General features: G+C 37.2%; 21 protein-coding genes. 16 read left to right on the top strand and 5 right to left on the bottom strand.

Annotated elements, in window-relative coordinates:
• Positions 1–36: 36 nt before the first annotated feature.
• Positions 37–552, top strand: coding sequence for a murein L,D-transpeptidase family protein (locus J7E57_RS22415; RefSeq protein WP_215130728.1), 516 nt, complete (start codon positions 37–39; stop codon positions 550–552).
• 3 nt (positions 553–555) lie between these two features.
• Here the strand turns inward: J7E57_RS22415 and arfB are convergent, their stop codons facing one another.
• On the bottom strand, positions 556–966 hold the full coding sequence (gene arfB, locus J7E57_RS22420) for an alternative ribosome rescue aminoacyl-tRNA hydrolase ArfB (RefSeq protein WP_215130726.1): 411 nt from the start codon (positions 964–966) through the stop codon (positions 556–558).
• 38 nt (positions 967–1,004) lie between these two features.
• Positions 1,005–1,529, bottom strand: a complete 525-nt coding sequence (locus tag J7E57_RS22425) for a ferritin (RefSeq protein WP_215130724.1) — start codon at positions 1,527–1,529, stop codon at positions 1,005–1,007.
• A 130-nt stretch (positions 1,530–1,659) separates the two neighbouring features.
• Between J7E57_RS22425 and cmk the strand changes: the two genes are divergently transcribed.
• From cmk to J7E57_RS22460, 7 genes are all read left to right on the top strand, one after another.
• Complete coding sequence (cmk, locus tag J7E57_RS22430; protein ID WP_215130722.1) at positions 1,660–2,340, top strand: (d)CMP kinase; 681 nt, start codon at positions 1,660–1,662, stop codon at positions 2,338–2,340.
• 290 nt (positions 2,341–2,630) lie between these two features.
• The gene (locus J7E57_RS22435) at positions 2,631–3,461 is read left to right on the top strand and encodes a DUF1080 domain-containing protein (protein ID WP_215130720.1); all 831 of its coding nucleotides are present in this window, start codon (positions 2,631–2,633) and stop codon (positions 3,459–3,461) included.
• 59 nt (positions 3,462–3,520) lie between these two features.
• On the top strand, positions 3,521–5,026 hold the full coding sequence (locus tag J7E57_RS22440; protein WP_215130718.1) for a TPM domain-containing protein: 1,506 nt from the start codon (positions 3,521–3,523) through the stop codon (positions 5,024–5,026).
• A 191-nt stretch (positions 5,027–5,217) separates the two neighbouring features.
• On the top strand, positions 5,218–6,198 hold the full coding sequence (locus J7E57_RS22445; protein ID WP_215130716.1) for an SH3 domain-containing protein: 981 nt from the start codon (positions 5,218–5,220) through the stop codon (positions 6,196–6,198).
• Between the two features lie 580 nt (positions 6,199–6,778).
• Entirely contained in the window at positions 6,779–8,713 is a 1,935-nt protein-coding gene (gene rpsA / locus J7E57_RS22450; RefSeq protein WP_215130714.1) for a 30S ribosomal protein S1, read from the top strand.
• A gap of 553 nt (positions 8,714–9,266) precedes the next feature.
• A complete protein-coding gene (locus J7E57_RS22455; RefSeq protein WP_215130712.1) occupies positions 9,267–10,952 on the top strand; it encodes a beta-N-acetylhexosaminidase in 1,686 nt (561 codons plus the stop codon).
• Between the two features lie 187 nt (positions 10,953–11,139).
• A complete protein-coding gene (locus tag J7E57_RS22460; RefSeq protein ID WP_215130710.1) occupies positions 11,140–11,346 on the top strand; it encodes a hypothetical protein in 207 nt (68 codons plus the stop codon).
• Here the strand turns inward: J7E57_RS22460 and J7E57_RS22465 are convergent.
• Positions 11,343–11,741 (bottom strand): thiol-disulfide oxidoreductase DCC family protein, encoded by a 399-nt coding sequence (locus J7E57_RS22465; RefSeq protein ID WP_215130708.1) that lies wholly within the window; start codon positions 11,739–11,741, stop codon positions 11,343–11,345. The genes J7E57_RS22460 and J7E57_RS22465 overlap by 4 nt on opposite strands.
• 94 nt (positions 11,742–11,835) lie before the next feature.
• Here J7E57_RS22465 and J7E57_RS22470 point away from each other — a divergent pair, with 94 nt between their 5' ends.
• The 7 genes from J7E57_RS22470 to J7E57_RS22500 all read left to right on the top strand — a co-directional run bounded on the left by J7E57_RS22470 (position 11,836) and on the right by J7E57_RS22500 (position 21,114).
• Entirely contained in the window at positions 11,836–12,693 is an 858-nt protein-coding gene (locus tag J7E57_RS22470) for an aminotransferase class IV (RefSeq protein WP_215130706.1), read from the top strand.
• 270 nt (positions 12,694–12,963) lie between these two features.
• On the top strand, positions 12,964–13,512 hold the full coding sequence (gene pyrR, locus J7E57_RS22475; RefSeq protein ID WP_029279357.1) for a bifunctional pyr operon transcriptional regulator/uracil phosphoribosyltransferase PyrR: 549 nt from the start codon (positions 12,964–12,966) through the stop codon (positions 13,510–13,512).
• Between the two features lie 2 nt (positions 13,513–13,514).
• Positions 13,515–14,444, top strand: coding sequence for an aspartate carbamoyltransferase catalytic subunit (locus J7E57_RS22480; protein WP_057933671.1), 930 nt, complete (start codon positions 13,515–13,517; stop codon positions 14,442–14,444).
• A 427-nt stretch (positions 14,445–14,871) separates the two neighbouring features.
• Positions 14,872–17,895 (top strand): tetratricopeptide repeat protein, encoded by a 3,024-nt coding sequence (locus tag J7E57_RS22485; RefSeq protein ID WP_215130704.1) that lies wholly within the window; start codon positions 14,872–14,874, stop codon positions 17,893–17,895.
• Positions 17,896–17,899: 4 nt separating this feature from the next.
• Entirely contained in the window at positions 17,900–19,597 is a 1,698-nt protein-coding gene (locus tag J7E57_RS22490) for a TonB-dependent receptor (RefSeq protein WP_215130702.1), read from the top strand.
• Between the two features lie 224 nt (positions 19,598–19,821).
• The gene (locus J7E57_RS22495) at positions 19,822–20,529 is read left to right on the top strand and encodes a DUF2071 domain-containing protein (protein ID WP_215130700.1); all 708 of its coding nucleotides are present in this window, start codon (positions 19,822–19,824) and stop codon (positions 20,527–20,529) included.
• 27 nt (positions 20,530–20,556) lie between these two features.
• Complete coding sequence (locus J7E57_RS22500; protein WP_215130699.1) at positions 20,557–21,114, top strand: hypothetical protein; 558 nt, start codon at positions 20,557–20,559, stop codon at positions 21,112–21,114.
• 105 nt (positions 21,115–21,219) lie between these two features.
• Here the strand turns inward: J7E57_RS22500 and J7E57_RS22505 are convergent, their stop codons facing one another.
• Entirely contained in the window at positions 21,220–22,713 is a 1,494-nt protein-coding gene (locus tag J7E57_RS22505) for a hypothetical protein (protein WP_215130697.1), read from the bottom strand.
• Positions 22,710–23,285 carry an RNA polymerase sigma factor gene (locus tag J7E57_RS22510; protein ID WP_215130695.1) on the bottom strand — a complete coding sequence of 192 codons (576 nt, stop codon included), beginning with the start codon at positions 23,283–23,285 and terminating at the stop codon, positions 22,710–22,712. The genes J7E57_RS22505 and J7E57_RS22510 overlap by 4 nt, the downstream gene beginning before the upstream one ends.
• Before the next feature lie 161 nt (positions 23,286–23,446).
• Here J7E57_RS22510 and J7E57_RS22515 point away from each other — a divergent pair, with 161 nt between their 5' ends.
• A complete protein-coding gene (locus J7E57_RS22515) occupies positions 23,447–24,349 on the top strand; it encodes a class I SAM-dependent methyltransferase (protein WP_215130693.1) in 903 nt (300 codons plus the stop codon).
• Positions 24,350–24,435 lie beyond the last annotated feature (86 nt).

A 24,435-nucleotide genomic window follows, 5' to 3' on the forward strand; every position in this document is an offset into this window, starting at 1 on the left:
AACTGTTTAAATTGGTTAATTGAGAATTTGCAGCGTATGAAAAAAGCAACCTTTTTTATCATTTTGTTCTTCGTGATTGGTGCCGTTATTTACAATCTATACCCTGAAAAGAAATTACCAACTAATACTGAAATCGATTATATCATTGTTAAAAAGTCAAATAGACAATTACTGGCTTATTCAAAGCAGAAATTGATTAAAACTTATCAGATTTCTTTGGGCGACAGCCCAGTTGGACATAAAGAATTCGAAGGTGATGAGAAAACACCTGAAGGAGTTTATGTAATCAATGCCAAAAACCAAAATAGTGGTTACCATAAAAACCTTGGAGTGTCTTACCCAAATAAAAAAGATATTGCAAAGGCAAAACTACTTCGTAAAGATCCTGGTGGTGATATTAAAATACATGGGATCAGGAACCATTTAGGATTTATCGGTAAGTTTCAACGATTTTTCGATTGGACAAATGGCTGTATGGCATTAACCAATAACGAAGTAGACGAATTGTTTTATGCTGTAAATATTGGAACTAAAATAGAAATCAAGCCGTAGGCTTTAATCAATTGATGGTCTTTTGCGACTCTCTTTTTTGTCGGCATTTACGGCCTTATTCTTTAATCTTTTTTGAATAACCGCTTTAGGTATTTTAGTTGCTTTTCGCTTTTTTTGAACGTGTAACGATCGCTTTAACAATTCAATCAACTTGGCAACTGTTTTCTCTTTATTGAGTAGCTGGCTCCTATCCTCTTGCGAAACAATATGTAACAGTCCTTCTGAATCTAGCCTATTTTCCAGTTTTTCTTTTATACGTGTCTTTTCGTCTTCGTCCAAATAAAAAGCTGTTTCCAGGTCGAAAATTAACTCTACCTTACTCGAAACTTTATTTACATTTTGTCCACCCTTACCCCCACTTCTGGAAGTTTTGAAAGTAACAGACCGTAAAATTTCTTCTCTTGTAGGCAACATGCCGCAAAAGTAATAATTTGGAATTTAATAAAAACAGATTATTCTCCCTCTTTCGATTCGCTTACCTTGCTACGTAACCCTACAATATCTTTATCCAATTGGTAAATACCTCCTCTATCGCTGCCCACCAATTGAAGTTTCTCTAACATCGTTTTCGCCATTTTTTCTTCTTCAAGTTGTTCATCTAAATACCATTGCAAAAATTTAAATGTGAGATAATCTTTCTCATTCAGCGAAAGTTCTACCAAATCGTTAATGCTTTTCGACACCAACAATTCATTATCCAGAAAATCCTGAAATACCTCTATTACCTGTCCGAAAGAATTTTTAGGCATTTCAAGGGCAGTAATCATCGCATGCCCATCACGATCATTGATATAATGAATCAGTTTAAGCATATGATGACGTTCTTCTTCACTCTGACGGTAGAAAAATTCGGTATAACCTTCTAAACCCGGCTGGGTTTCTAACCATGAAGCAATTCCCAGATAAACTTGCGACGATTCGGCTTCCAGTTTAACCTGGTTATTCAGCGCCGCCAACATTCTTTCAGATAACAACATAATCGTGTATTTATTTTATAATTAAACACATCCAGCAAATCAATGTTTTAGCATTATCTTGTTTAGAATCTATCTTTATACCTTTAAAAAAATTCAGCATTCTGTTTCTATTTTTTACCTTTGCGCTACGATGAAGAAAAACCTGGTAATAGCAATAGATGGCTACTCATCTTGCGGAAAAAGTACTTTAGCAAAAGCACTGGCTAAAAAATTAGGTTTTATTTATGTAGATAGCGGAGCGATGTACCGTGCCGTTACGCTATACTTCTTAAGAAATAACATCGATATTACTGATGATGCTAAAGTTGTTGATGCTTTACAGCACATCGAACTGAATTTCCACTCCCGCGATTACGAATCTCATATTACCCTTAATGGTGAAGAGGTTTCTGATGAAATCCGCTTAATGCCTGTTTCTGAAAATGTAAGCGAGGTTTCAGCACATAAAATTGTGCGTCATGAAATGGTGAAGCAACAGCAGCGCATGGGTAAATCGAAAAACATCGTGATGGATGGCCGTGATATTGGCACTACCGTTTTCCCTGACGCCCCTGTGAAATTTTTTATGACGGCCGATCCGAAAATCAGGGCTGAACGCAGATTTAAGGAACTGGAGAGCAAAGGCAATAACAAAACTACCCTGGAAGAGGTTTTTGAAAACCTTGCCCATCGCGATTATGCCGATACCACCCGTAAGGAAAGTCCGTTGGTTAGGGCTGATGATGCCATTATTTTAGATAATACCGATCTTACACAGGAAGAACAATTAGACTTTGCATTGGAAAGAGTGCAACCGTTTTTGGTTCACTAGTCATGAGTTCATTGGTCAATGGTTAATTGTTTAAATCGGTTAACTGATGTCTATCGCTGCATCCCAAATACATAGCTTAGTTAATCATCTTAAGACTAGGGATTTTAGACTAAATAGATTTCTCCATTCCGCGGTGCTCCAGTCGAAATGACGTATCTCTAAGGTTAATTGCTATCGGTTAACTGGTTCCAAGCTACGGGCTACCAGACTATCAACCATGAACTATCCGGCTATTGACCTTTGACTTCAAAAAAAATTTCATATTTTTAGCATCCAACCCAAATGTTACTATGAAATTAAAATCAATTTATCTTGCGGTATTATTTTTATCGCTTACCATCCTCAACGCAAATGCCCAGAAAGGCTGGATCAATCTCTTTAATGGAAAAGATTTAAAAGATTGGAACATTAAAATCGCCAAACACGACTATAAAGAAAATTATGCCAATACTTTTCGTGTAGAAAATGGAGTAATGAAAGTGAGTTATGATGGATACAAAGAATTTGACCAACAATACGGACATATTTTCTACAAAAAACCTTTTTCAGCCTATCTTTTAAAAGTAACCTACCGCTTTGTTGGCGATCAGGCTAAAGGTGGTGAAGGCTGGGCAACCAGAAATAGTGGTGCCATGTTACATTGCCAGGATCCGGCAACAATGCTAAAAAACCAGGATTTCCCGATTTCGATTGAAGCCCAAATTCTCGGGGGAGATGGTGAACATGAACGCCACACCAGTAACGTATGCACACCTGGAACACTAATTGATTATAATGGAAAACTATATACCGGACACTGCTTAGATTCCAAATCGAAAACCTATGCAGGCGACCAATGGGTAACCGCAGAATTTTTAGTTTTAGGTGATTCGGTTGTAAAACATATTATAGCAGGCGAAGTCGTTTTAGAATACACTAAACCTCAAATTGGTGGCGGCAGCGTTTCTAATTTCGACCCGAAAGTTAAAATAGACGGCAAAGCATTAACATCAGGTTATATTTCATTACAGAGCGAAAGCCATCCGATAGAATTTAAAACCGTGCAACTTTACGATTTGGAAGCGTACATGAAAGATAAAGCAAAACTGGATAAGGTATTGGCTAAAATATTAAAAGAGTAAACCATATTGCTACCTAGTTGTTAAATCATGATGTAAAAACCTCGCACCTAAATTATACAATGCTTAATACCCATTTGTTTAAACCCATTGCCCTACTATTTTTTCTTTTAGTTGCCAATATTACTTTTGGGCAAACTGCTTACAAAGTAAAAGACATACCCAACCCAAAAAACAATGGAGGAGGTTATGTAAGTGATCCTGACGGCATTTTGGGAAGTAGTGCGGTTTCGGGTTTAAATAATACCATTGCCCAGTTTGAACATGAAACCAATGTTCAGGTAGCAGTGGTGATTGTTAACGATTTCGACCATGATAAAGAAGATTTCGATTTTGCATTTGAGCTTTTTAATACCTGGGGAATTGGTTCAAAAACCAGCAATAATGGCTTATTGTTATTTATCTCAAAAGATCGGCGAAAGTACAGGTTCATTACAGGAACGGGAATTGAAGGTGTATTGCCAGATGTAAAGCTTAAACATATTGCTGAGCAGAATCTCCTACCAGCTTTCAGGCAAAATGATTTCAGCACCGGGATAACGAATACCATTAATGCCATTGGTGTAATTATTTTAAACCCTGAAAATAAATCAGAACTCAATCAGTTTTTCACTCAACACGAAAGCAACAGTTCACTCGAAAATTTTTGGCTTCCTACAGGAATTATCCTACTGGTATTTTGGGGGGTGTTCAAAATTGTGAACAGGCAAGCCAAAAATGGTTTAAATCCAAAAGGCTTTGACAAGAACAAAAATAGTTATGATGCCACCATAGCTAAAGGCTGTGGAGTGGCTTTCTTTATTGTGTTTGTTTCTATTTTTATTTTTGTTTTTACTGGTGCTTTTGAACTGTTCGAAAAGATAAAATTAGCGCATATCCCTTACATTCTTTTTTCTATCCTGGCCATATTGCTTTTCTTTCGTTACCTTTTCTATTTGTCGGGATTAAGAAAAGTACACCAGGATGATAAAAATTTCTTTGATGCCGTTGTGGCTTTCCACAAAAAGAACTGGTGGTTAGTTCTTTTCTCTCCTATAATTTTAATTGCAATTATACTCCACCTCATCAAGCGCGTTAAAACCATTGATCGTTTCAAGCCAGTTTTGGATAGTAAAAACAACCCGATGACCAGAGTAGATCGCGATATCAATATAGAAGGGGAACCCTTTTTAACGGCAGGGCAACGTAAAGAAGAAGTTGTTTTAGCTTATGATTATGATATCTGGGAAAGCACAGACCATAAAGAACATATTATTAAGGCATGGCCAGCTGAAAAATACAACAGTTATATAGAATGTCCCGAATGCGCTTTTAGGACATACAAACTGAATGAACGTGTTACAGTTAAACAAGCCACTTATAGTCACGAAGGGCAAGCAAAACTGATAAATGAATGCAGTTTTTGTAAAAAAACAGAATTTATAAAGTGGATCACATTGGCCATGTTGGTCGAATCGAGTTCGTCATCAAGTTCCTCTTCATCAAGCAGCAGCTCATCTTCTTCATCATCAAGCAGCAGCTGGGGCGGTGGTAGTAGCAGTGGTGGCGGTACTGGCGGAAGTTGGTAGTTCAGCTTATTCACTGCATAAGATGCTTTGACCTTGCTTAAAGAAAATTTTTAAGGAAACGAACAGCAGCTTTTTTAAATCTTATCCTCACCTATTAAAAGTATTTTCTAATTTTGAAACACTTAGCACGGTCTTTGCTTAAAGCGTGTTTGCAATTACCCATTAAAACTGTTTCGCAGAATCCTATACTTATGACTAGAATTATCTTCCTCCTCATCGCTCTTTTTATTTTCACTAACCGTTTGAATGCACAAGAAACGTATCGCGTTAAGGCAGACAAATTGCGTGTAAGGGAAAGCAGCGATCCGAAAAGTAAGGTGATTGGAAATATTGCTCAAAATAAAAACATTACGGTTTTAGATGCCAAAAATGCCAAGTTTTACAAAGTAAAATTTAAAAACCGCGAAGGCTGGGTAAGCAAAGATTTCATCGAAAAAATTGCTCCTGCTGCTAAACCATCAACTCCTCAGCCAAATACTGCACAGCCGGCCGCTACCCCTCAAACGGCAGCAAGCGCCGACATGTATCGGGTAACTGCAGACGATTTACGGGTAAGGCAACAAGCTGATCCGAAAAGCAAAATTGTGGGATACCTGCCCAAAGATGAAAATGTTGCCGTGATCGATTCATCAAATACAAGCTTTTATAAAATTAAGGTTACCAATGGTGAGGGATGGGTGAGTAAAGAATTTTTGGTCAGGATTTCTCCTGTAAAAGCAGCAGCCGAAAAAACAAGCATTGCAGCTTCGGTACCTCAAGAAAACAAAGATTATACGAACATTATCTTTTTTGCGGTTGTAGCCTTAATACTGATTACCATTTTATACTTTTCGATTAAATATGCCAGCGGCAATAAATTTTTGATCGGTTTTTCGGCAATTGTGATTCTGGTAACCGGGTATTTCTGCTACATTACTTTTATACAGGCAAAAGTGGTAACGGGTACTTTTGCAAGCAACGAAGATATACAGTATAAAACCTTCAATTTTAAATCGAAAGATTCGGTAACCGTTACCGATGCCTATACTGATTCTATTTTTACCTCGAAATACGTTATCGAAGGTGACATGATCAAACTTTACGATCAGCAAAACACGATTATGTTATTAATCAGAGATGATAAAACATTAATTGGCGAAGGTTTTACAAGAGGGACTTTTACGAAAAAATAGAATTTCCAAAATCATATCAAACGTGCCTACGCGATGAAAAAAAAATACTTTTTTTCTACCCATGAATCGTCCCTATGGGACGCTTAGTCTTAACAAATAACTACACGCCGCCTAATTGGGCGATTTGCAAATTGAAGACGAGCCGGCAACTTTAGTCACTTTACATGCCATCCCATCGGGACGCTTGCTAGATAACAAATGTTATTTGTGTTTCATTCCTTAGGAACGTTTGGCAGGCATTTGTGCACAGCCGTTGTTTTTAAACCTGATGGAGCGGAATAGCCCGCAGCGTAGTGAGGACTATAAGCGATAGCAGGGCTGCTGCTCCCGAAGAAATACGGAGCGCTCATTTTCAAATAATTAGCATAACTAAGCGATTAAACTCTAAATAAAACAGCTACATTTTGGAAAAACATGTGGTAAACTGAAATAACCACCCCACCTTTCAGGCACCCCTCCAGGGGAGGGGAATTATAAAGAGCTAAAAATCAGCAAGATTTATTAAAAAAATCTTTTCTATTAATTAAAATATTTTTACCTTTGCAGTCCCTAAATAGGGGAAAAAGGAGATAATTAATTAATGGCTAAAAAACAAGTAGCAGAAAAAGAATTAGCGGCTAAAACAGCTGAACTTCAGGGAGAAGGCGGACGCCTGACTGAAAAAGAAACGATTGAATCAGAAGCTGATTCAGTTTCGATCGAATCGATCAAATCATCATTGGCTACACCATCGGAAGATTTCGATTGGGATGCAGATGAAAAAGTTTTCGGTAATTACAATGATGCAGACCGTAAAAAGTTTGAGGATATGTATGCTGGAACATTCAATCAGATCACTAAAGGTGAAATTATCAGCGGTATCGTTGTTTCAATTAACAACAAAGATGTAGTATTAAACGTAGGTTTCAAATCAGACGGTTTAGTTTCTACTTCAGAATTCCGTGATACACCAGATCTTAAAATCGGCGATTCAGTTGACGTTTTCGTTGAAGCACCAGAAGATGCTAACGGTCAATTGATCCTTTCTCGCAAAAGAGCAAAAACCCAAAGATCATGGGAAGCAATTAACGAGGCTCTTGAAAATGATAGAATCATCAACGGTTTCGTTAAGAGCCGTACTAAAGGTGGTTTAATTGTTGATATCATGGGCGTTGAAGCTTTCTTACCAGGATCTCAAATTGATATTAAACCTATCCGCGATTACGATGTATACGTGGGTAAAACAATGGAATTTAAAGTTGTTAAAATTAACCATGAGTTTAAAAACGTAGTCGTTTCTCATAAAGTGTTAATTGAAGATGATTTAGAAAGCCAAAAAGTAGAGATCGTTTCTAAATTAGAAAAAGGTCAGGTATTGGAAGGTACTGTTAAAAACATTACTGATTTCGGTGTGTTCATCGATTTAGGTGGTGTTGATGGTTTACTTCACATTACTGATATTTCTTGGGGCCGCATAGAGCATCCAAAAGAAGTATTATCATTAGATGAAAAAATCAACGTTGTTGTTTTAGATTTCGATGATGAGAAAAAACGTATCGCTTTAGGCTTAAAACAATTAACTCCACATCCTTGGGAGAACTTAAGCACCGACATCCAAGTTGGTTCTAAAGTAAAAGGAAAAATCGTAACTGTTGCAGATTATGGTGCTTTCTTAGAAATCATCCCAGGTGTTGAAGGTTTAATCCACGTTTCTGAAATGAGCTGGTCGCAAAACTTAAGAAATCCACAAGAATTCTTAAAAGTTGGTGATGAGATCGAGGCTGAAGTTTTAACTTTAGACAGAGACGAACGCAAAATGAGCTTAGGTATTAAACAATTATCTAACGATCCATGGCAAGAAGTTGCTGCTAAATTCCCAGTTGGAAGCAAGCATACAGCTACAGTTAAAAACATGACTAACTTCGGTGTGTTTGTTGAAATTGAAGAAGGTATCGATGGTTTAATCCACATCTCTGATTTATCATGGTCTAAAAAAGTAAACCACCCTAACGAATTCACTAAAGTTGGTGATGTATTAGACGTTGTTGTTTTAGAATTAGACGTTGATAACCGTAAATTAAGCTTAGGTCACAAACAATTGGAAGAAAACCCTTGGGATACTTTCGAAACGATCTTCACTTTAGATTCGGTTCACCAAGGTACTGTTGTTAAAGTAACTGATAAAGGTGCTGTTATTGCTTTACCATATGGTGTAGAAGGTTTCGTACCAACTAAACACATGGTTAAAGAAGATGGTACTTCAGTTAAAGCTGAAGAAACCAATGACTTCAAAATCATTGAATTCAACAAAGAAGCTAAACGCATCGTTGTATCTCACGCTCGTATTTGGGAAGAAGTTAAAGCTGAAGTTTTAGCAGAAGAACGTGCTACTAAGAAAAAAGAAGCAAAAGCATCTATTACAGCTGTGAAAAAAGTTAAAGATTCTGTAGAGAAATCTACTTTAGGAGACTTAGACGTATTGGCTCAATTGAAATCGCAATTAGAAGGCGAAGAAAGCAAAGCTAAAAAAGGCTAGTTCTTTTTAACTGATCATATTAATCCCGATAGCGAAAGTTATCGGGATTTTTTTTACACCAATTTACCGTCATTTCGAGCGGAGTGCAACGAAGTCGAGAAATCTAACTAGGGATAGCTTTCTCTCCCGACTCAACGTAGGGATTGCACTTCATCCGATAGCTATCGGATCGAGATGACGATTTATCTATTGAATCTTACGCCGAGAGATAATTTATTGTATAAAAATCAGTATAAATGACATGAGAATTTCAAGGAGATAAATATTCTGAGATTGTCGTCATTGCGAGAAGGCTTTTTCAGCCGACGAAGCAATCTCATTAATGCAATTAAGAACAAGACAGGAGCTTATATTTTCTTAAATGCCTTATACGGTAAATAATAATTTGAAAACGAAAGCAACAGCCTATCGGTAACCACAGCCCCGCTATACTTTCTGCCGTGAAAAACGGCATTCATCCTATCGGGTTTATGTAACAAAGTAATTCGTCCTGCCAAACCTTTTCCTTTCAACCGTCTATAATTATTACTTTTGAAAAGGAAAATCCCTTATAATGAAGAAATTTATCTTTTTGTTTTTATCAATTATTTCGTTTAAACTTTCTGCACAGGAAGTAAATATAATTCCCCAACCCGTAGAACTAAGGCCCGGAGCTTTTCCGTCAGATAAATTCAAACTTAACAATAGTACCACGATCAGAATATTGGATTCTACAGCGGTGAACGCTGCTATTTTTCTTAAAAATTATATTGCCAATCATTATAATCTTAACTTAGAGATAAGCAATAATCTAGTGGAAACTAAGGGAAATGCCATTAATCTCGTTATTTCAGATCAATTGTATAAAAACCCCGATAAATACTTTGTATCTGTATTGTCTTCCACAATTAATACAGGTGCTTCTTCACCACAGGGTTTGTTTTATGCAGTTCAAACCATTATACAGTTATTACCAACAAATGCTGATAAAGAAATCAGTATTCCTTCAGTAGATATTATAGATTATCCCCGCTTCGATTATCGAGGCATGCATCTGGATGTAAGTCGCCATTTTTTTGACGTAGCCTTTATAAAACAGTACATCGATTATCTAGCGCTTCATAAAATGAATTATTTTCATTGGCATTTAACTGATGACCATGGCTGGAGAATAGAGATCAAAAAATATCCCAAGCTTACTGAAATCGGAGCATGGCGAAATGGTAGCATTATTGGCTTATGGCCCGGACAAGGAAACGAGCACATAAAATATCAGATATTGCCGGCAGAAGTAAAAATCACGCCAAAAGATGCTGTCATTAAAACTGATGGTATTCGTCACGGTGGTTATTACACGCAAGAACAGATTAAAGATGTGGTTGATTATGCTGCTAAACGTTACATTACCATTATTCCTGAAATTGAAATGCCTGCCCATAGCATGGCCTTATTGGCTGCATACCCAAAATTAGGCACGGAACCCGGCAAAAAATACGAAGTTGCCCAAACATGGGGAATGATGAATAAATACAACAATGTACTTCAGGCTTCTGATACGACTTTTAAATTTCTGGAAAATATATTAACTGAGGTAATGGCTTTGTTTCCCTCGCAATACATCCACATTGGTGGCGATGAAGCCTCGAAAGTATGGTGGAAACGATCTGCTGTTTCGCAAGAGATTATGAAGGCCAATGGTCTGAAAAATGAAAGTGAGCTACAGAGTTATTTCATCCGCAGAATGGAAAAATTTGTAAACAGCAAAGGTAAAACCATTATCGGCTGGAACGAAATTTTACAGGGCGGTTTAGCCCCTAATGCAGTTGTAATGAGCTGGCAAGGCGAAAAAGGTGGTATAGATGCGGCAAAACAAAACCACAAAGCCATTATGACACCTGAAGATAAGATGTATTTCAATCATGGTCAGTTTGTAAAAGAAGATAGCTTGGTTGCAAATAAGTTTTCGCCCTTAATTGATGTTTACAATTATGAACCCGTACCGGCTGAATTAAGTGCTGAGCAGGCTAAATACATTTGGGGCGCACAGGGCTGTTTATGGAGTGAGTACATTACCAATCCGGCAAAAGTACAATACCTGCTTTTTCCAAGAATAGATGCCTTGAGCGAAATTTTGTGGAGCCCGAAAGAAAAACGGAATTATCCAGATTTTCAAAAAAGGCTAAAAACACAGTTTAAACGCTATGATTTAATGGGAATAACCTACTCCAAAAGGTATTTATCTGACCATCTCGTTAATTGAGCCAGGAAGATATTTACGAAAAATTATTACATAGGTAATTGAGCGAACCAAAGCAATAAAAATAGGTAGTCAGTTAGATAAAACGGCCATGTCAGTTTGGAGAAATCCGACTGACTTTTTTAATTACAGCCTATACAGATTGTTCTATTTTGAAAATTAATGCAATCTTTGCATTAAAAATTAAACCATGCGTAAACTATTTGCCGTCCTTTCTACCATCATCACCTTATTTGCCATTAAAGAAACGGTATACATCTTTACTTCTACTGAGCCAGATATGGTTAAACAAAAAGCCATCATGATTGTAATCGCCTTAAGTATCAGTATTCCTTTAGTGATCCTTTCGCTATGGCTTTGGTCGCCGGGTAGAAAGAAAAATGGTCAACAAAATTAAGTTATAAACTTATTTTTCAATTCGGGTGTTGGTACCCAGCAACTCTCCTGCCTGCCCCACCATCTGTAACGGTTTTTAGCAATAATATCGTAAACCCAATCGCGTATAAATTTAGGAACGATCAGAAAAACATAAAACAACGGAATTAATCCGCTGAGTTGTTTAGCCACACGCAATGCCGCTGAAGATTTAGTGTAAAGCCTTCCCTCTTGTAGTAACAAAATGGTATTTAACTTTTGAGGATCGGCATTAAATTTAGGCAGCATATCTTTGGCATAATCTCCCTGTAGCGCGGTGAATTTAAATTGATTTTTTTTATCATGTTCGATAACAAACTGAACCGATGCGTTGCATAGATTACAAACACCATCAAAAAAGATTACCGGTAAGGCCATGAAATAAAGTTAGCCATTAAAGCCTCAATAAAAATCAGTTTTATGTATTATTACTTATTTATTAATCTGTTAATTGGCTATAAAACAGATAATCATGTACATTAGCTTTCGCGATCAAAACCTAAAGTGTATGTATATTTCGATCAATAATGAGCTGGTTTTAAAAGAAGGTGCCAATATTTCAGTATCCGACCTCTCCATCCAGCGGGGATATGGAATTTTCGATTTCCTGAAAACGTTAAACAACAAACCTATTTTTATACAGGATTATTTCGACCGCTTTTATCACTCGGCGAAAGAAATGAATCTGGAAGTAAATCTCGATCGAACACAGCTTTACGAGGCCATTTTAAAACTGATCACAAAAAACAATATACCAAATTCGGGTATCAAAATTATTTTAACCGGCGGATTTTCTGACGATGGCTACACCATGGTAAAACCCAATCTGATTATCATCCAAACGCCTTTAAACATTAGCGAAGCTTTGGCAGAAAAAGGACTTAACCTGGTGAGTTATAATCACCAGCGGCAGATTCCGCACGTAAAAACCATCGATTATTTACAAGCTATCCGCCTGCAGAAATTTGTTAGGGAAAGCAATGCTGATGATTTATTATACCACAATAACGGCAAGGTAAGGGAATGCCCAAGGGCCAATTTTTTCATTATCACCGATAATGAAATTATCACCGCAAAAAATGAAATTTTAAATGGGATTACAAGAAAGAAGATTTTAGGTTTAAACATTCCTAACTATACTTTTGCGGAAAGAGATTTTACATTGGATGAATTATATAATGCCAAAGAAGCCTTTATCAGCAGCTCTACCAAAAACGCCTTTCCCGTTAACCAGGTAGATGAAAAGTTAATCGGCGATGGAAAAAACAGTATAACCAAATTAATTAACGATAAACTTTTAGCATTGATCGAACTGGACCAGAATAGCTGAAACGGGGTGTTTTAAACCTTTAATAGCTGTAAAAATTGGCCATTTAAACCGGATGGAAACGGCAGCTCACGTTTGAAAATCGGGACTACAGTGTACAGTCGGACCACCATTAAGATGAAAAACAGCTATTGCTTTCCAAAAAACATTGCAAAAAGAAAAACCGATTTTTAAATGTTGTAACAGAACAATTTAACTATCAAAAAATAAAACAATCGATCTTCAACTTTCTTACCTTAAAACATTTTTATATATTTGCCCAATCCTTCTTCAATGCAAAAGAAAACACTTCTTGACGGACAAAAAATTCAGATTACAATTAAGAGGCTCTGCCATCAATTAATTGAAAACCACGACGATTTCGCAAATACCGTTTTAATTGGTATCCAGCCAAGGGGTATTTTTTTGGCAGATCGCATTCATCAGGACCTTCAACAGATTCTAAAAAACAAGAAAATTTTAAAGGGCAACCTTGATATTACTTTCTTTAGAGATGATTTCCGTCGTAAAGACGGACTGGTTACCGCAAGCAGTAACTCGATCGATTTTATTATCGAAGGCAAAAAAGTAATCTTAATTGATGATGTACTTTGGACCGGTAGAACCATTAGAGCAGCGCTTGACGCTCTACTTGCCTATGGCCGCCCAGAGAAAGTTGAACTTTTGGTTTTAATAGACCGTAGGTTTAGCAGGCATTTACCTATCGAGCCCGATTACATTGGGCATCAGGTAGATAGCTTAAACTCGCAACAGGTAAAAGTAACCTGGGCGAGCGAAGGAAGTGAAGATAAAGTGATTTTAATATCCGAAAATACTAAATAAAAATGGCAGCAGAAAAACTATCAACCCGACATCTTTTAGGCATTAAAGATATTAACCGGAATGATATCGAATTGATTTTCGAAACTGCAGATAATTTCAAGGAAGTGATTAACAGACCAATAAAAAAGGTTCCTTCACTCCGTGATATTACCATTGCCAATATCTTTTTCGAAAACTCTACCCGTACCAAACTTTCATTCGAACTTGCTGAAAAAAGGCTTTCGGCCGATGTGGTCAATTTCGCCGCTTCCTCTTCATCGGTGAGCAAAGGTGAAACCCTGATCGATACGGTAAACAATATCTTATCAATGAAAGTGGATATGGTGGTGATGCGCCACCCCTATGCGGGTGCTGGTCAGTTTTTAAGCAAACACGTTAAAGCGCAGATTGTAAATGCCGGAGACGGTGCGCACGAACATCCAACACAAGCCTTACTTGATGCTTTCTCTATCCGCCAGAAATTGGGTGATGTAGCTGGTAAAAAAGTGGTAATTGTGGGCGATATCTTACACTCTCGTGTAGCGATCTCGAACATCCTTTGCCTGCAGCGCTTAGGCGCCGAGGTAATGGTTTGCGGACCAACAACTTTAATCCCAAAACACATCCACCAACTTGGAGTAAAAGTTGAACATAATTTAATTAAAGCCCTGAACTGGTGTGATGTAGCAAACATGCTCCGTATTCAATTGGAGCGCCAGGACATTAAATATTTCCCATCATTAAGGGAATATGCCATGATGTATGGCTTAAACAAACAGATCTTAGATAACCTTGATAAAGAAATCATTGTCATGCATCCTGGCCCAATAAACAGAGGCGTTGAGATTACCAGCGATGTGGCCGACAGCAAACAATCGATCATTTTAGAGCAGGTAGAAAACGGAGTAGCAATAAGAATGGCTGTGCTGTATTTGTTGGCAAGCCAGGGATAGGTTAGTTCAATCGTTCATTGGTTTATTAGTGCAGAGTCCATAATCTAGCATCTTGCCGAAAGTACTAAGTCCAACGTCTTTTAGAAATGCGTTAGTAAATAGTCCATTGCTAATAGACTATGGCAATTTACCAATTTATATGATTGACCAGTTAACCCTTCTAATAGATTGCTTTGTTGGCTGAAAAGCCGCCTCGCAATGACGGATGCGGCGGTACCAATGAACTATTGACGAATGAACCAGTGAACCTCAACCAGATGCGGCGGTACCAATGAACAATGAGCCCTATCATTTTTCCACATTCGTTCACCCCTTAATACCAAACCAAAAATCCTATCGTTAATTTGTGTTATTAACAGATGTTAATTACTTCTGTTGATAAGCTTTGATACTATTTCTAATTTAGTACCAACCATATTTGAAACCAATGCAGAAAAAATACTTACTAATTCCGCTACTTTTAGCAGGAAGTTTTAGCACCTACGCTCAGGTTAGCGCTGTGCAAAACCTCAACAAAAACTATCAAACGGGCTTAGAATTATTAGACAAAGAAAAATACACTGCAGCTGCACAACAGTTTAAACTTGTTGAGCTGCAACGTTATAAACCTTCTACCCAAGCGGAAAGCAACGCTGAATTATCTTTACTGAAAGAGAATGCAAAATTTTACGCTGCTGTTTGTGCACTAGAGTTAACCAATAGTGATGCCGAAAGTTTGTTTCAGGCATTTATCCGCGATTATCCGTTAAACCCGAACACCAAACTGGCTTATTTCTACGTTGGAAAAACTTATTTCAACCAAAAAAACTATAAAAAAGCTTTAGAATGGTTCGAAAAAACAGATCCTTCTACGCTTTCGGGCAAACAAAGAAACGAATACCAGTTTAAACAAGGTTACGCTTATTTCGAACTTAAAGACTACGACAAAGCAGAACCTTTATTCGAAAAAGTTAAAAAAGAAGAAGGCGATTTTCAGGAAAGCGCCACCTACTACTTTGCTTACATCAATTACCTAAACAAAGAGTATAAAACAGCATTGGCCAACTTCGAAAAGTTAAAGGGCTCTCCTACTTATGAGGCGAGTTATCCATACTACATCACTTCGATGTATTACCTTGACGAGCGTTATGATGATGTAATCAGCTATGCTTTAGCAGCCATTCAAAAAACCAAACAACAGTTCGAGCCAGAAATGTTGAGTTTGGTCGCAGCATCGTACTTTGCAAAATCTGAATTCAAAAATGCTGAAAAGTATTTCGCCGAATATTATGCAAAAGATAAAAGCGAAACCAAAAACAACCTGTTCATTTACCAATACGGCTACTCTTTGTTCCAGAATAAGAAATATAAAGAGTCTGTTGCTGTTTTAGAAAAACTAAATACCGATGATGTTTACCTTCAAAATGGTATGCATACTTTGGGTAAAGCCTTTATTCAATTGGGCGATAAACCAAAAGCGCAGAGTGCTTTTTTCAGGGCATCGCGTTTAAGTTTTGACAAGGGTATACAGGAAGAAGCATGGTTAAATTATGCCAAATTAAGTTACGAACTAGAATTCCATCAGCAGGCGCTAGAGACCACTCAGGGTTTTTTAAAAACTTTCCCGAAATCGCGTAAAATAAACGAAGCCAAAACTTTATTGGGCGAAGTTTTATTAACCACCAAAAACTATCAGGCGGCTGTAGATATTTTAGAACCTATTCCAGATAAAAACCTTGAAGCTAAAGAAGCTTACCAAAAAGTAACCTATTTCCGTGGGTTAGAATTTTATAATGAAAGAGCATTCCCAAATGCATTATCGATGTTTTTACGTTCTGAAAAGTTTCCTGAAGACAACGAGATTAATGCATTGAATACCTACTGGAAAGCTGAATCGATGTACGAACTGCGCAAGTTTGGAGAAGCAGTTTCTACCTTTGAGAAATTTTTGAAAATGCCTGATGCCGACAAAACCGGTGTTTACAATTTTGCGAACTACGCTTTGGCCTATGCAGCTTTCGAAGATGAGAAATACAGCAAAGCAGCTACTTATTTCGAAAAATTCCTGGCGGGCAATGATAAAGACCAAAAAACGATTGATGATGCCACCATCCGTTTAGCCGATTCTTATTTCGTAAACAAAAACTATGGTGATGCAATGGCAAATTACAACAAGATCATCAGCCGCAAAACCACTTCAGAAGATTACGCCACTTTCCAGAAAGGAATGATCCAGGGATTGGAAACGCAGTATGATGCGAAAATTGCTACCATGCAGAGCCTGTTGAATACTTTTCCAAATTCTAATTACGCTGATGATGCTGGTTTCGAAACCGCTTATACGTATTTCAACAAGGGCGATTTTGATAAATCTAAATCAGACCTTGTAGCCCTGGTAGCTAAATATCCACGCAGCAGTTATGTGGCAAAAGCGCTGGTAACCATCGGTTTGGTTCAATACAATCAGGATCAGGACGATGCCGCTTTAGAATCGTTTAAAAAAGTAATCCGCGATTACCCTACTGCCGATGAAGCCAAACAGGCAATGGAATCGATCAAAAACATTTATGTAGATCGCGGCGATGCAAATGGTTTTATCGCTTACGCAGCAACTACCCCACTTGGAAATTATTCGGGCTCGGAGCAAGACAATATCGTTTTTGCCGCAGCCAATAACACCTATTTAAAAGGCGATGCCAATGGTGCGTTCCAGGCGGTAAATGCTTATTTTGATAAATTCCCTAAAGCGAACCATGAAAAAGAAGCTAAATTTATCAGGGCAGAATCGCTGGTGAAATTAGGCCGTCCAGATGAAGCCATTCCTGATTACGAATTTATCTTAAACGACTGGACAAGCGATTACACAGAACGCTCTTTGGTGAGTATATCAACATTGTTCTTAAATCAGAAGAAATACAACGAGGCCATTGTGTACCTGAAAAGATTAGAAACTACTACCGATTACAAGTCGCACTATAGTTTTGCCATCAACAATTTGTTAAAGGCTTACACCGCTTTAAACATGCCTGATGACATGCTCAAATATGCACAGTTGACCAAAGAATCGGAAAAAGCTTCTGAGGAAGAAAAAAACAGTTCGAGCTTATTCTCTGGTAAGGCTTACTTGTTAAAAGGCGATACCACCACAGCAATTAAGGAGTTTAAAAATGTAGTGGCCAAAACAAAAACAGTTGCTGCCGCAGAAGCAAAATATAATTTAGCTTTATTGGAATACAACAAAGGTGATTTCAAAACTTCATCTAAAACCTGTTTCGATCTGGTTAACAACATGGCTGCTTACGATTACTGGGTAGCAAAGGCGTTTATCCTTTTATCTGACAACTATGTGGCCCTGAAAGATAATTTACAGGCAAAAAGCACTCTTCTCAGTATAATTGATAACTACGAAGGCAAGGATGATATTATCCCTACAGCCAAAGAAAAACTAGAAAAACTAAACCAGAAGAAGTAGCATTATGAAATCGATTAAATATATATATAGTTCACTGTTTATTTTAGCTGCTGGATTAATGACTGCGCAGGCGCAGGATAAAAAGGCCGATGAAAAAGCAGTAGTAAATGAAGAAATTGAAGTAGTTCGTCCATATAAACCAATTTTGGCCGAGGCTGTAAAGCTGAGACGAAGCCCAAATTTAGATGATGTTAAAACTTATAAAGCAAAATTAAACTATAGCATATTAGATAGAAAGCTGGAGTTAAACAGCGATATCCAAAAGTTACAGGCACAAGCTTTGGCCGAAGAAAAAGAAAGCATATTGGTTAACAATTATGTAAAAGGTGCATTCGGATCGCTGGCTACCCTTTTGGGCGAAGCTTATTTTAACACCGGTAAAGATGAAGGTTTACAGGTTGGTGGATACTTTAAACATTTTAGTCAGGAAGGAAAGCTGAACAAGCAGAATAGCAGTAACCAACAATTAAGTGTTTTTGGCCGCAGTATCTTAGATCAAAACACAGTTAGTGGCCGCATTAATTTTGAACGTAACGGCACCTATTTTTATGGTATAGATGATACCAGGCCTACGCTTAACCCTAACCCTGATAAACAGGCCTTAACCACCATTGAACTGGAAGGCGAGCTGGTAAAAAACTTTACAGAAGATGAAGATGCTTTTAGTTATGCTTTAAAAGCCAATGGTTATATCTGGAATGATAAATTCAGCGCAAAAGAAAACTACCTGAGCTTAAACGGTTATGTAAACAAACGTATTAATTCGTTAAACTTAGGTTTGGCCGCATCAACCGAATTCGGTAATAGCAAAGATGCTTTAACCAGCGTTGGCAATAACCTGTTGCGTTTAAATCCGTATATCCGTTTACAGGTTAAAGGTGCTAAAATTACAGCGGGGATTAATTTTGTACAGGAATTTGGTGCTTTTAGCAGCTCTAAAATATTCCCTGCCATTACCGCCGATTTCACTTTAATTCCAGATTATTTACAGGTTTTCGGAGAAGTTAAAGGTGATGTAAACAGAAACTCGCTAAAAGGCTTTACCGATGAAAACCCTTGGTTAAACAGCAATATTGTGGTTAAAAATACGGTTGAAAAGTTAAGTTTCAGCGCTGGTATTAAAGGAACCGGCGGACCGGGTTTTGGTTACAAGGCGCGCGTATATGTAAAACAGTTTGATGATATGCCTTTGTTCGTGAACAACTTTACTGACTTTAACAAATTTGATGTGATATACGATTTCGGTAAAACCAAATTAACAGGCTTAGAAGGTGAAATTTCTGTTCAGGTAAGTGATGCCTTAAAATGGACAGGTAAATTAAATATCGACGATTGGAAACCTGCCTCAGAAACCTACTCTTGGTTTAAACCAGGTTTAAAAGTAAGTTCGAACTTTGTTTATACCTATAATAAAAAACTAAGCTTTAACGCTGGTGTTGTAATTCAGGATGATATTAAAGCTAAAGTATATACCGGCGCTCCTGTTCCCGCTTCACAATACATAATTCCCAATACCAATATAGAACTTATTGAAACGGTTAAAGGTTATGTAGATTTAGGCCTTGGTGCTGATTACCGCATCAACAAAAAATTCTCTGTTTTTGCTAAAGCAAACAATATCTTAAATACAAACTACAGCAGGTATTTGTACTATCAGGTAAACGGATTTAATATTTTCGGAGGATTAACGTATTCGTTTTAAGCGATAAAATCGTAAAATTCATTTTTAATATTTTATACGCCTTTAAGTTAAACTTAAAGGCGTATTTTGTTTGTAAGCTTAGGGGCGGCCGATCATCAGCAAAAACAACTTTAAGATAATTATTTCCACAAAGAATTATTAATACCTATTCTCTTAATTGAACAACATTAATATTGTTGTGATTTCGACTATATTTACTTTAGTTAGCGTAAAATTAAATCGGAATGAGAATCCCAACAATACATGGATATATTGACAGAAGAATCTTAATTAACTTCACAGCCGACCCAAAGATTGTGAAAGAGCTGATTCCCTTTCCTTTTAGACCAAAAGTTTATATGGAAAAGGCCATTGTTGGAATATGCCTAATCAGACTAAAAAATATAAAACCAAAAGGGTTACCAAACTTTATGGGTGTAAATTCTGAAAATGGTGCTCATCGAATTGCAGTTGAATGGGATGAGGACGGTGTAACAAAATCAGGAGTTTATATACCACGTCGGGATACTTCGCTAAAATTAAATGCGCTCGTTGGTGGACGAATATTTCCAGGTAAACACTTTCATGCAAAATTCAAAATAGAAGAAGAAAACGGTAATTACCAAATTAGTTTTAAGAGCTCAGATAATACCGAGATATCAATTGATGCTAATGAGACTCCTTTGTTTAACAATAAATCAATTTTTAAAACACTAGAAAATGCATCTGACTTTTTTGAAAACGGCGACCTTGGATATTCACCAAATAAAGACAAATTTGATGGTCTGAGATTAAAAGCATACCATTGGAAAGTTAGTCCACTTGAGGTTTTGAAAGTAAAATCAAGTTTTTTTGAAAACGAAGATCTTTTCCCCCCAGGGTCGGTGACTTTTGACAATGCGCTGCTTATGACAAATGTTGAGCATGAATGGAAAAGTGAAACAAACAAATAACTATAAAACATTATAGGTCTAACAAAAATGAAGCAAATATTCATAACGATCTTAAGCATTTTCACCCTGACCTCTTACGGTCAGGACAAAAACAATTATACTCATTTCAATAAACTGACAGAAGTTGAAGGAACTGATTATGTAATTGCAAGTGTTGAAAATTGGGAAAAAATACCTGGTGCGAAAAACAAATACCTGCTGTTTATTAATACTAAAAACGGACAAACAAAACAGGTAGATTTCCCGAGCGATGGCTATTTTGAAAAACTTGAACAGGTTAAGATTGACCACCTAGGGATCAATCAGATTATTATTTCAGCCCAAACTATTGATCTTGACGAAAAAAAGGGAATAGACTGGAACGACCCAAAACAAATTATAATCTTATCTCCTGATGGACAAAAAAGAACACAGTTAACAGATAACAAACTCTTTGTAAGGACCTGGGCTGTGAATAAACAAACAGGAACCATTATTGTAACGGGCCACATTGACACAAACAATAATAACAAGTACGACAAAACGGATAAAAGCGAAATTCTAATTTACGACTTGAAAACCTTGAAACCGGTTAGTAAAATTTGAGAAGGCCCATACCAAGTTTTTCTCTCATTAGATTTGAAATTTCTGTTTTCTATCATCTCTTATGAATTTTCAATACTAATCATTTCAATTTTGTTCCTACTATAATTATTTAAACCGATATCCTATCCCAATCCTAAAAACCTGATTGGTCTGTTTAAAAGAGCCCGAACTATTGCTCACCTTGAATGGAGTTAACCATTGGTAGCTTCCATTGATATCAAATTGTTTAATGTGAATACTGATGCCGCCCGTAAACCCTACATTTACCTTATTGCTTACTGTATTTACTAAGGTCGAGTCGATTTGCTTGCTATGGTATAGTGTATCACGTGGATCGGCTATCGGGTTTAATCTGGCTATCATTGCAGACTGCTTGCCCACAAAACTAATTACCGGACCTACTTTAACACTTATATGTTTTGAAAGCCTATAGGCTGCTGTTAAAGGAATATCTACTGTAATCACTTTTCGTGTAGCTGCAATTGTAAACGGCGGTAACGAATCAGGACGGTAATAACTTGGATGTGTAAATTCTCCTGCAATTTTTTGATAGCTATTAACATTTACGCCAACAGAAAGCTGCCATTTTTTGCTTAATAAGTAAGCACCAGATATGCCGACATAAAAACTACTGTTGCCTTTTTGCACATTCATTCCTGTTGTTACACCATAACTATATGTAGGCACTATAATTTCGCTTTCTTGTTTAATTTTAGTCGTTTTGATTTTGGGTGATTTGACATTTTTTACTTTCTGGGTTTTACCTCCAGTGGTGCGGTCTTCTTTATTGTTGCTTCCCTTCCTACGGTTATTTATTGAGGATGCACTTTGTGAATCGCCAGGGGCATAGGTTTGTAAAACAGCCCTTTGGTTTAAAATGGAAGCAGGTTGTTTAAAAAATCCATTTGTTTCCTGATAACTATTTGGTATTAATAACAAATTTTGTCCGTTCATAAATGAACTATCAACATTCCGGCCTTTAGATTCATGATCATCAGCTTTTGAGCCAGGCTTTGATGATCTCGAACTTAAAATTTCAAATCGTCCAAAATGATGACGTCTTTGTGTACCATCGTGTTTGTTTTTAATGGGAGAACCAGCATTCGGTTTAGCGGCAAATGAAATAATGTTTTCATTGCCATTCACCCGTTTTACATCCTGAACAGATCCATTGTCAATATTTTTATTTTGTTCAGCAAGATCATTAACTGCATTTCCATCCCGATCAACACTATCCTTAATTATTATTGTATCGGCAAAATTGCTGTAATTTATCACCTTGCTACTATCAACAACTATTGAATCCAGAATTGCGGGTTTAACTTTCTTTTCTATTTCTTTCTGTTTATTTTTTGATTTCAGAACTGCAAAGTAGCCTACAGCAGAAACCGTAGCAGCTACAGATAATGTATACCCAATTATTTTAAACAGTTTCGCTCCTGTAGATAGATGAGTACCGGGGCCACCGATCGTACTGATTGGCATTTGCTCGTTAAGCAGTTTGTGCATACCCGCCCATGAGGCATCCGAAGCATCCTTAATTGGAAGACTATCGAATTTATTGCGCCAGAGTTTATGATACCATGCTGAATTTCTCATCTTTTTTTTATGTTTTCAGTTGGTTTATCAATTGCTGAGGATGTTAACATTTTCCTCAACTGTTTCTTTGCCTCTGAGAGGTGCCACCTGGAGGTGCTCTCAGTAATATCCAAATGTTCTCCAATTTCTTTGTGCGAATAACCATCAATAACTGAAAGGTTAAAAACCAACTGCGTAGCGGCTGGCAATAAGCGTATCAATTTTAGGAGATCTTCTACGAAAAGTTTATCCAACACCGAAGGCTGGATAAAAATCTCTTCTATTTCATCTGAACTAATCGTTTCGTTAAATTTCGCCTCTTTTCGGCTAATATCAATACACGACCTTACCATCACCGTCCTAATCCAGGCACCAAATTCTCCTTTTTTAGCATCGAAAGTATGGATATGTTGAAAAACCTTCAAAAAACCAACGCTCAGCGCATCATGCGCCAGATCATCTGATTTTAAATACCGTAAACATATACGCAGCATATCGGCGTAATAGCGCTTGTAAAGATCTTCCTGTGCTTGCCGCTCATTGGCTTTGCAACCTTTGATTAGTTTAGTATCCTGCTTAAAAAAAAGGTTCATCCATTTGGGTCGGTAAGCGGTTTTTCATCGTGTTATAATAAGGTTACGTAGTGAGTATGAAAAACGCTGGGTTAAAATTAATTTTTTTCGTTAATACATTTTTATTTTTCAACCAAGCGTTTTTAGAACCCGGTTCGTATACCTTATAAACCCCCTACTCTATGCACCATAATGAAAGCTATAACAGACATAACGAATGGTACAATACACATTTCCCGTCAGAGCGTTCTAAAACTGACCTTTACGGGAAGGCAAGGGCCAGGGGTAAAAACAATGTAGCTTACTGGCTCCAAAAACTCTTCTTTAACTGTCTTGACCCACTTTTGGATAAAAAAGAACAGCGTTGGCTTACTATAGGAGATGCCTACGGTTTTGATGCGCAGTACATTCTAAATTCAGGCAATCATGCATTGGCAACCGATCTGAACACCGATTTTTTAACGGTTGCGCAAAAGGAAGGGATTATTAACGCCTGCGCTGCAGAAAACGCTGAAAAACTTTCACAACAAGACAATAGCTTTGATTTTGTGCTTTGCAAAGAATCTTACCATCATTTCCCCAGGCCCTACGCCGCAATGTATGAGATGATCAGAGTGGCCAGATCAGGGGTGATTGTAATGGAACCGCAAGATCCGGTAATAAAAATGCCGTTACTATTAATGTTAAGCAATCTTTTTGCCCGAAACGGGCAATTTATTAACAAACTATGGAAAAACCGTTTTTCATTTGAGCCTGTTGGAAATTTTGTATACAAGGTTTCTGAACGGGAATTTGAAAAACTGGCGGCTGGTTTAGGTCTGCCGATGGTGGGCTTTAAAAAAATTAACCCCAATTACTGGTTTAAAGGGGCAGAATCGATACCCACTGATCAACACAACAGGCAGTTTCTCTTTATCAAAACGAAGAAGTTTCTTTTTGACATCCTCGTTAAATTAAGGGCTATGCCATCACAGGTGTTAACGGCAGTTATTTTTAAACAATTACCTGATGAGCACACGATTAATCTGCTTAAGAAAAGCGGTTACCACCTGGTTTACATTCCCCAAAATCCTTATCTAAATTAAACAATATCCACTCTTATCATTTCACACATATCTAAATAAAACATGAAAATTAACTCAACACCTAAAATCCTTTATTTTTTCTCAAT

The organism is Pedobacter sp. ISL-64 (assembly GCF_018613605.1).
Lineage (GTDB): Bacteria > Bacteroidota > Bacteroidia > Sphingobacteriales > Sphingobacteriaceae > Pedobacter.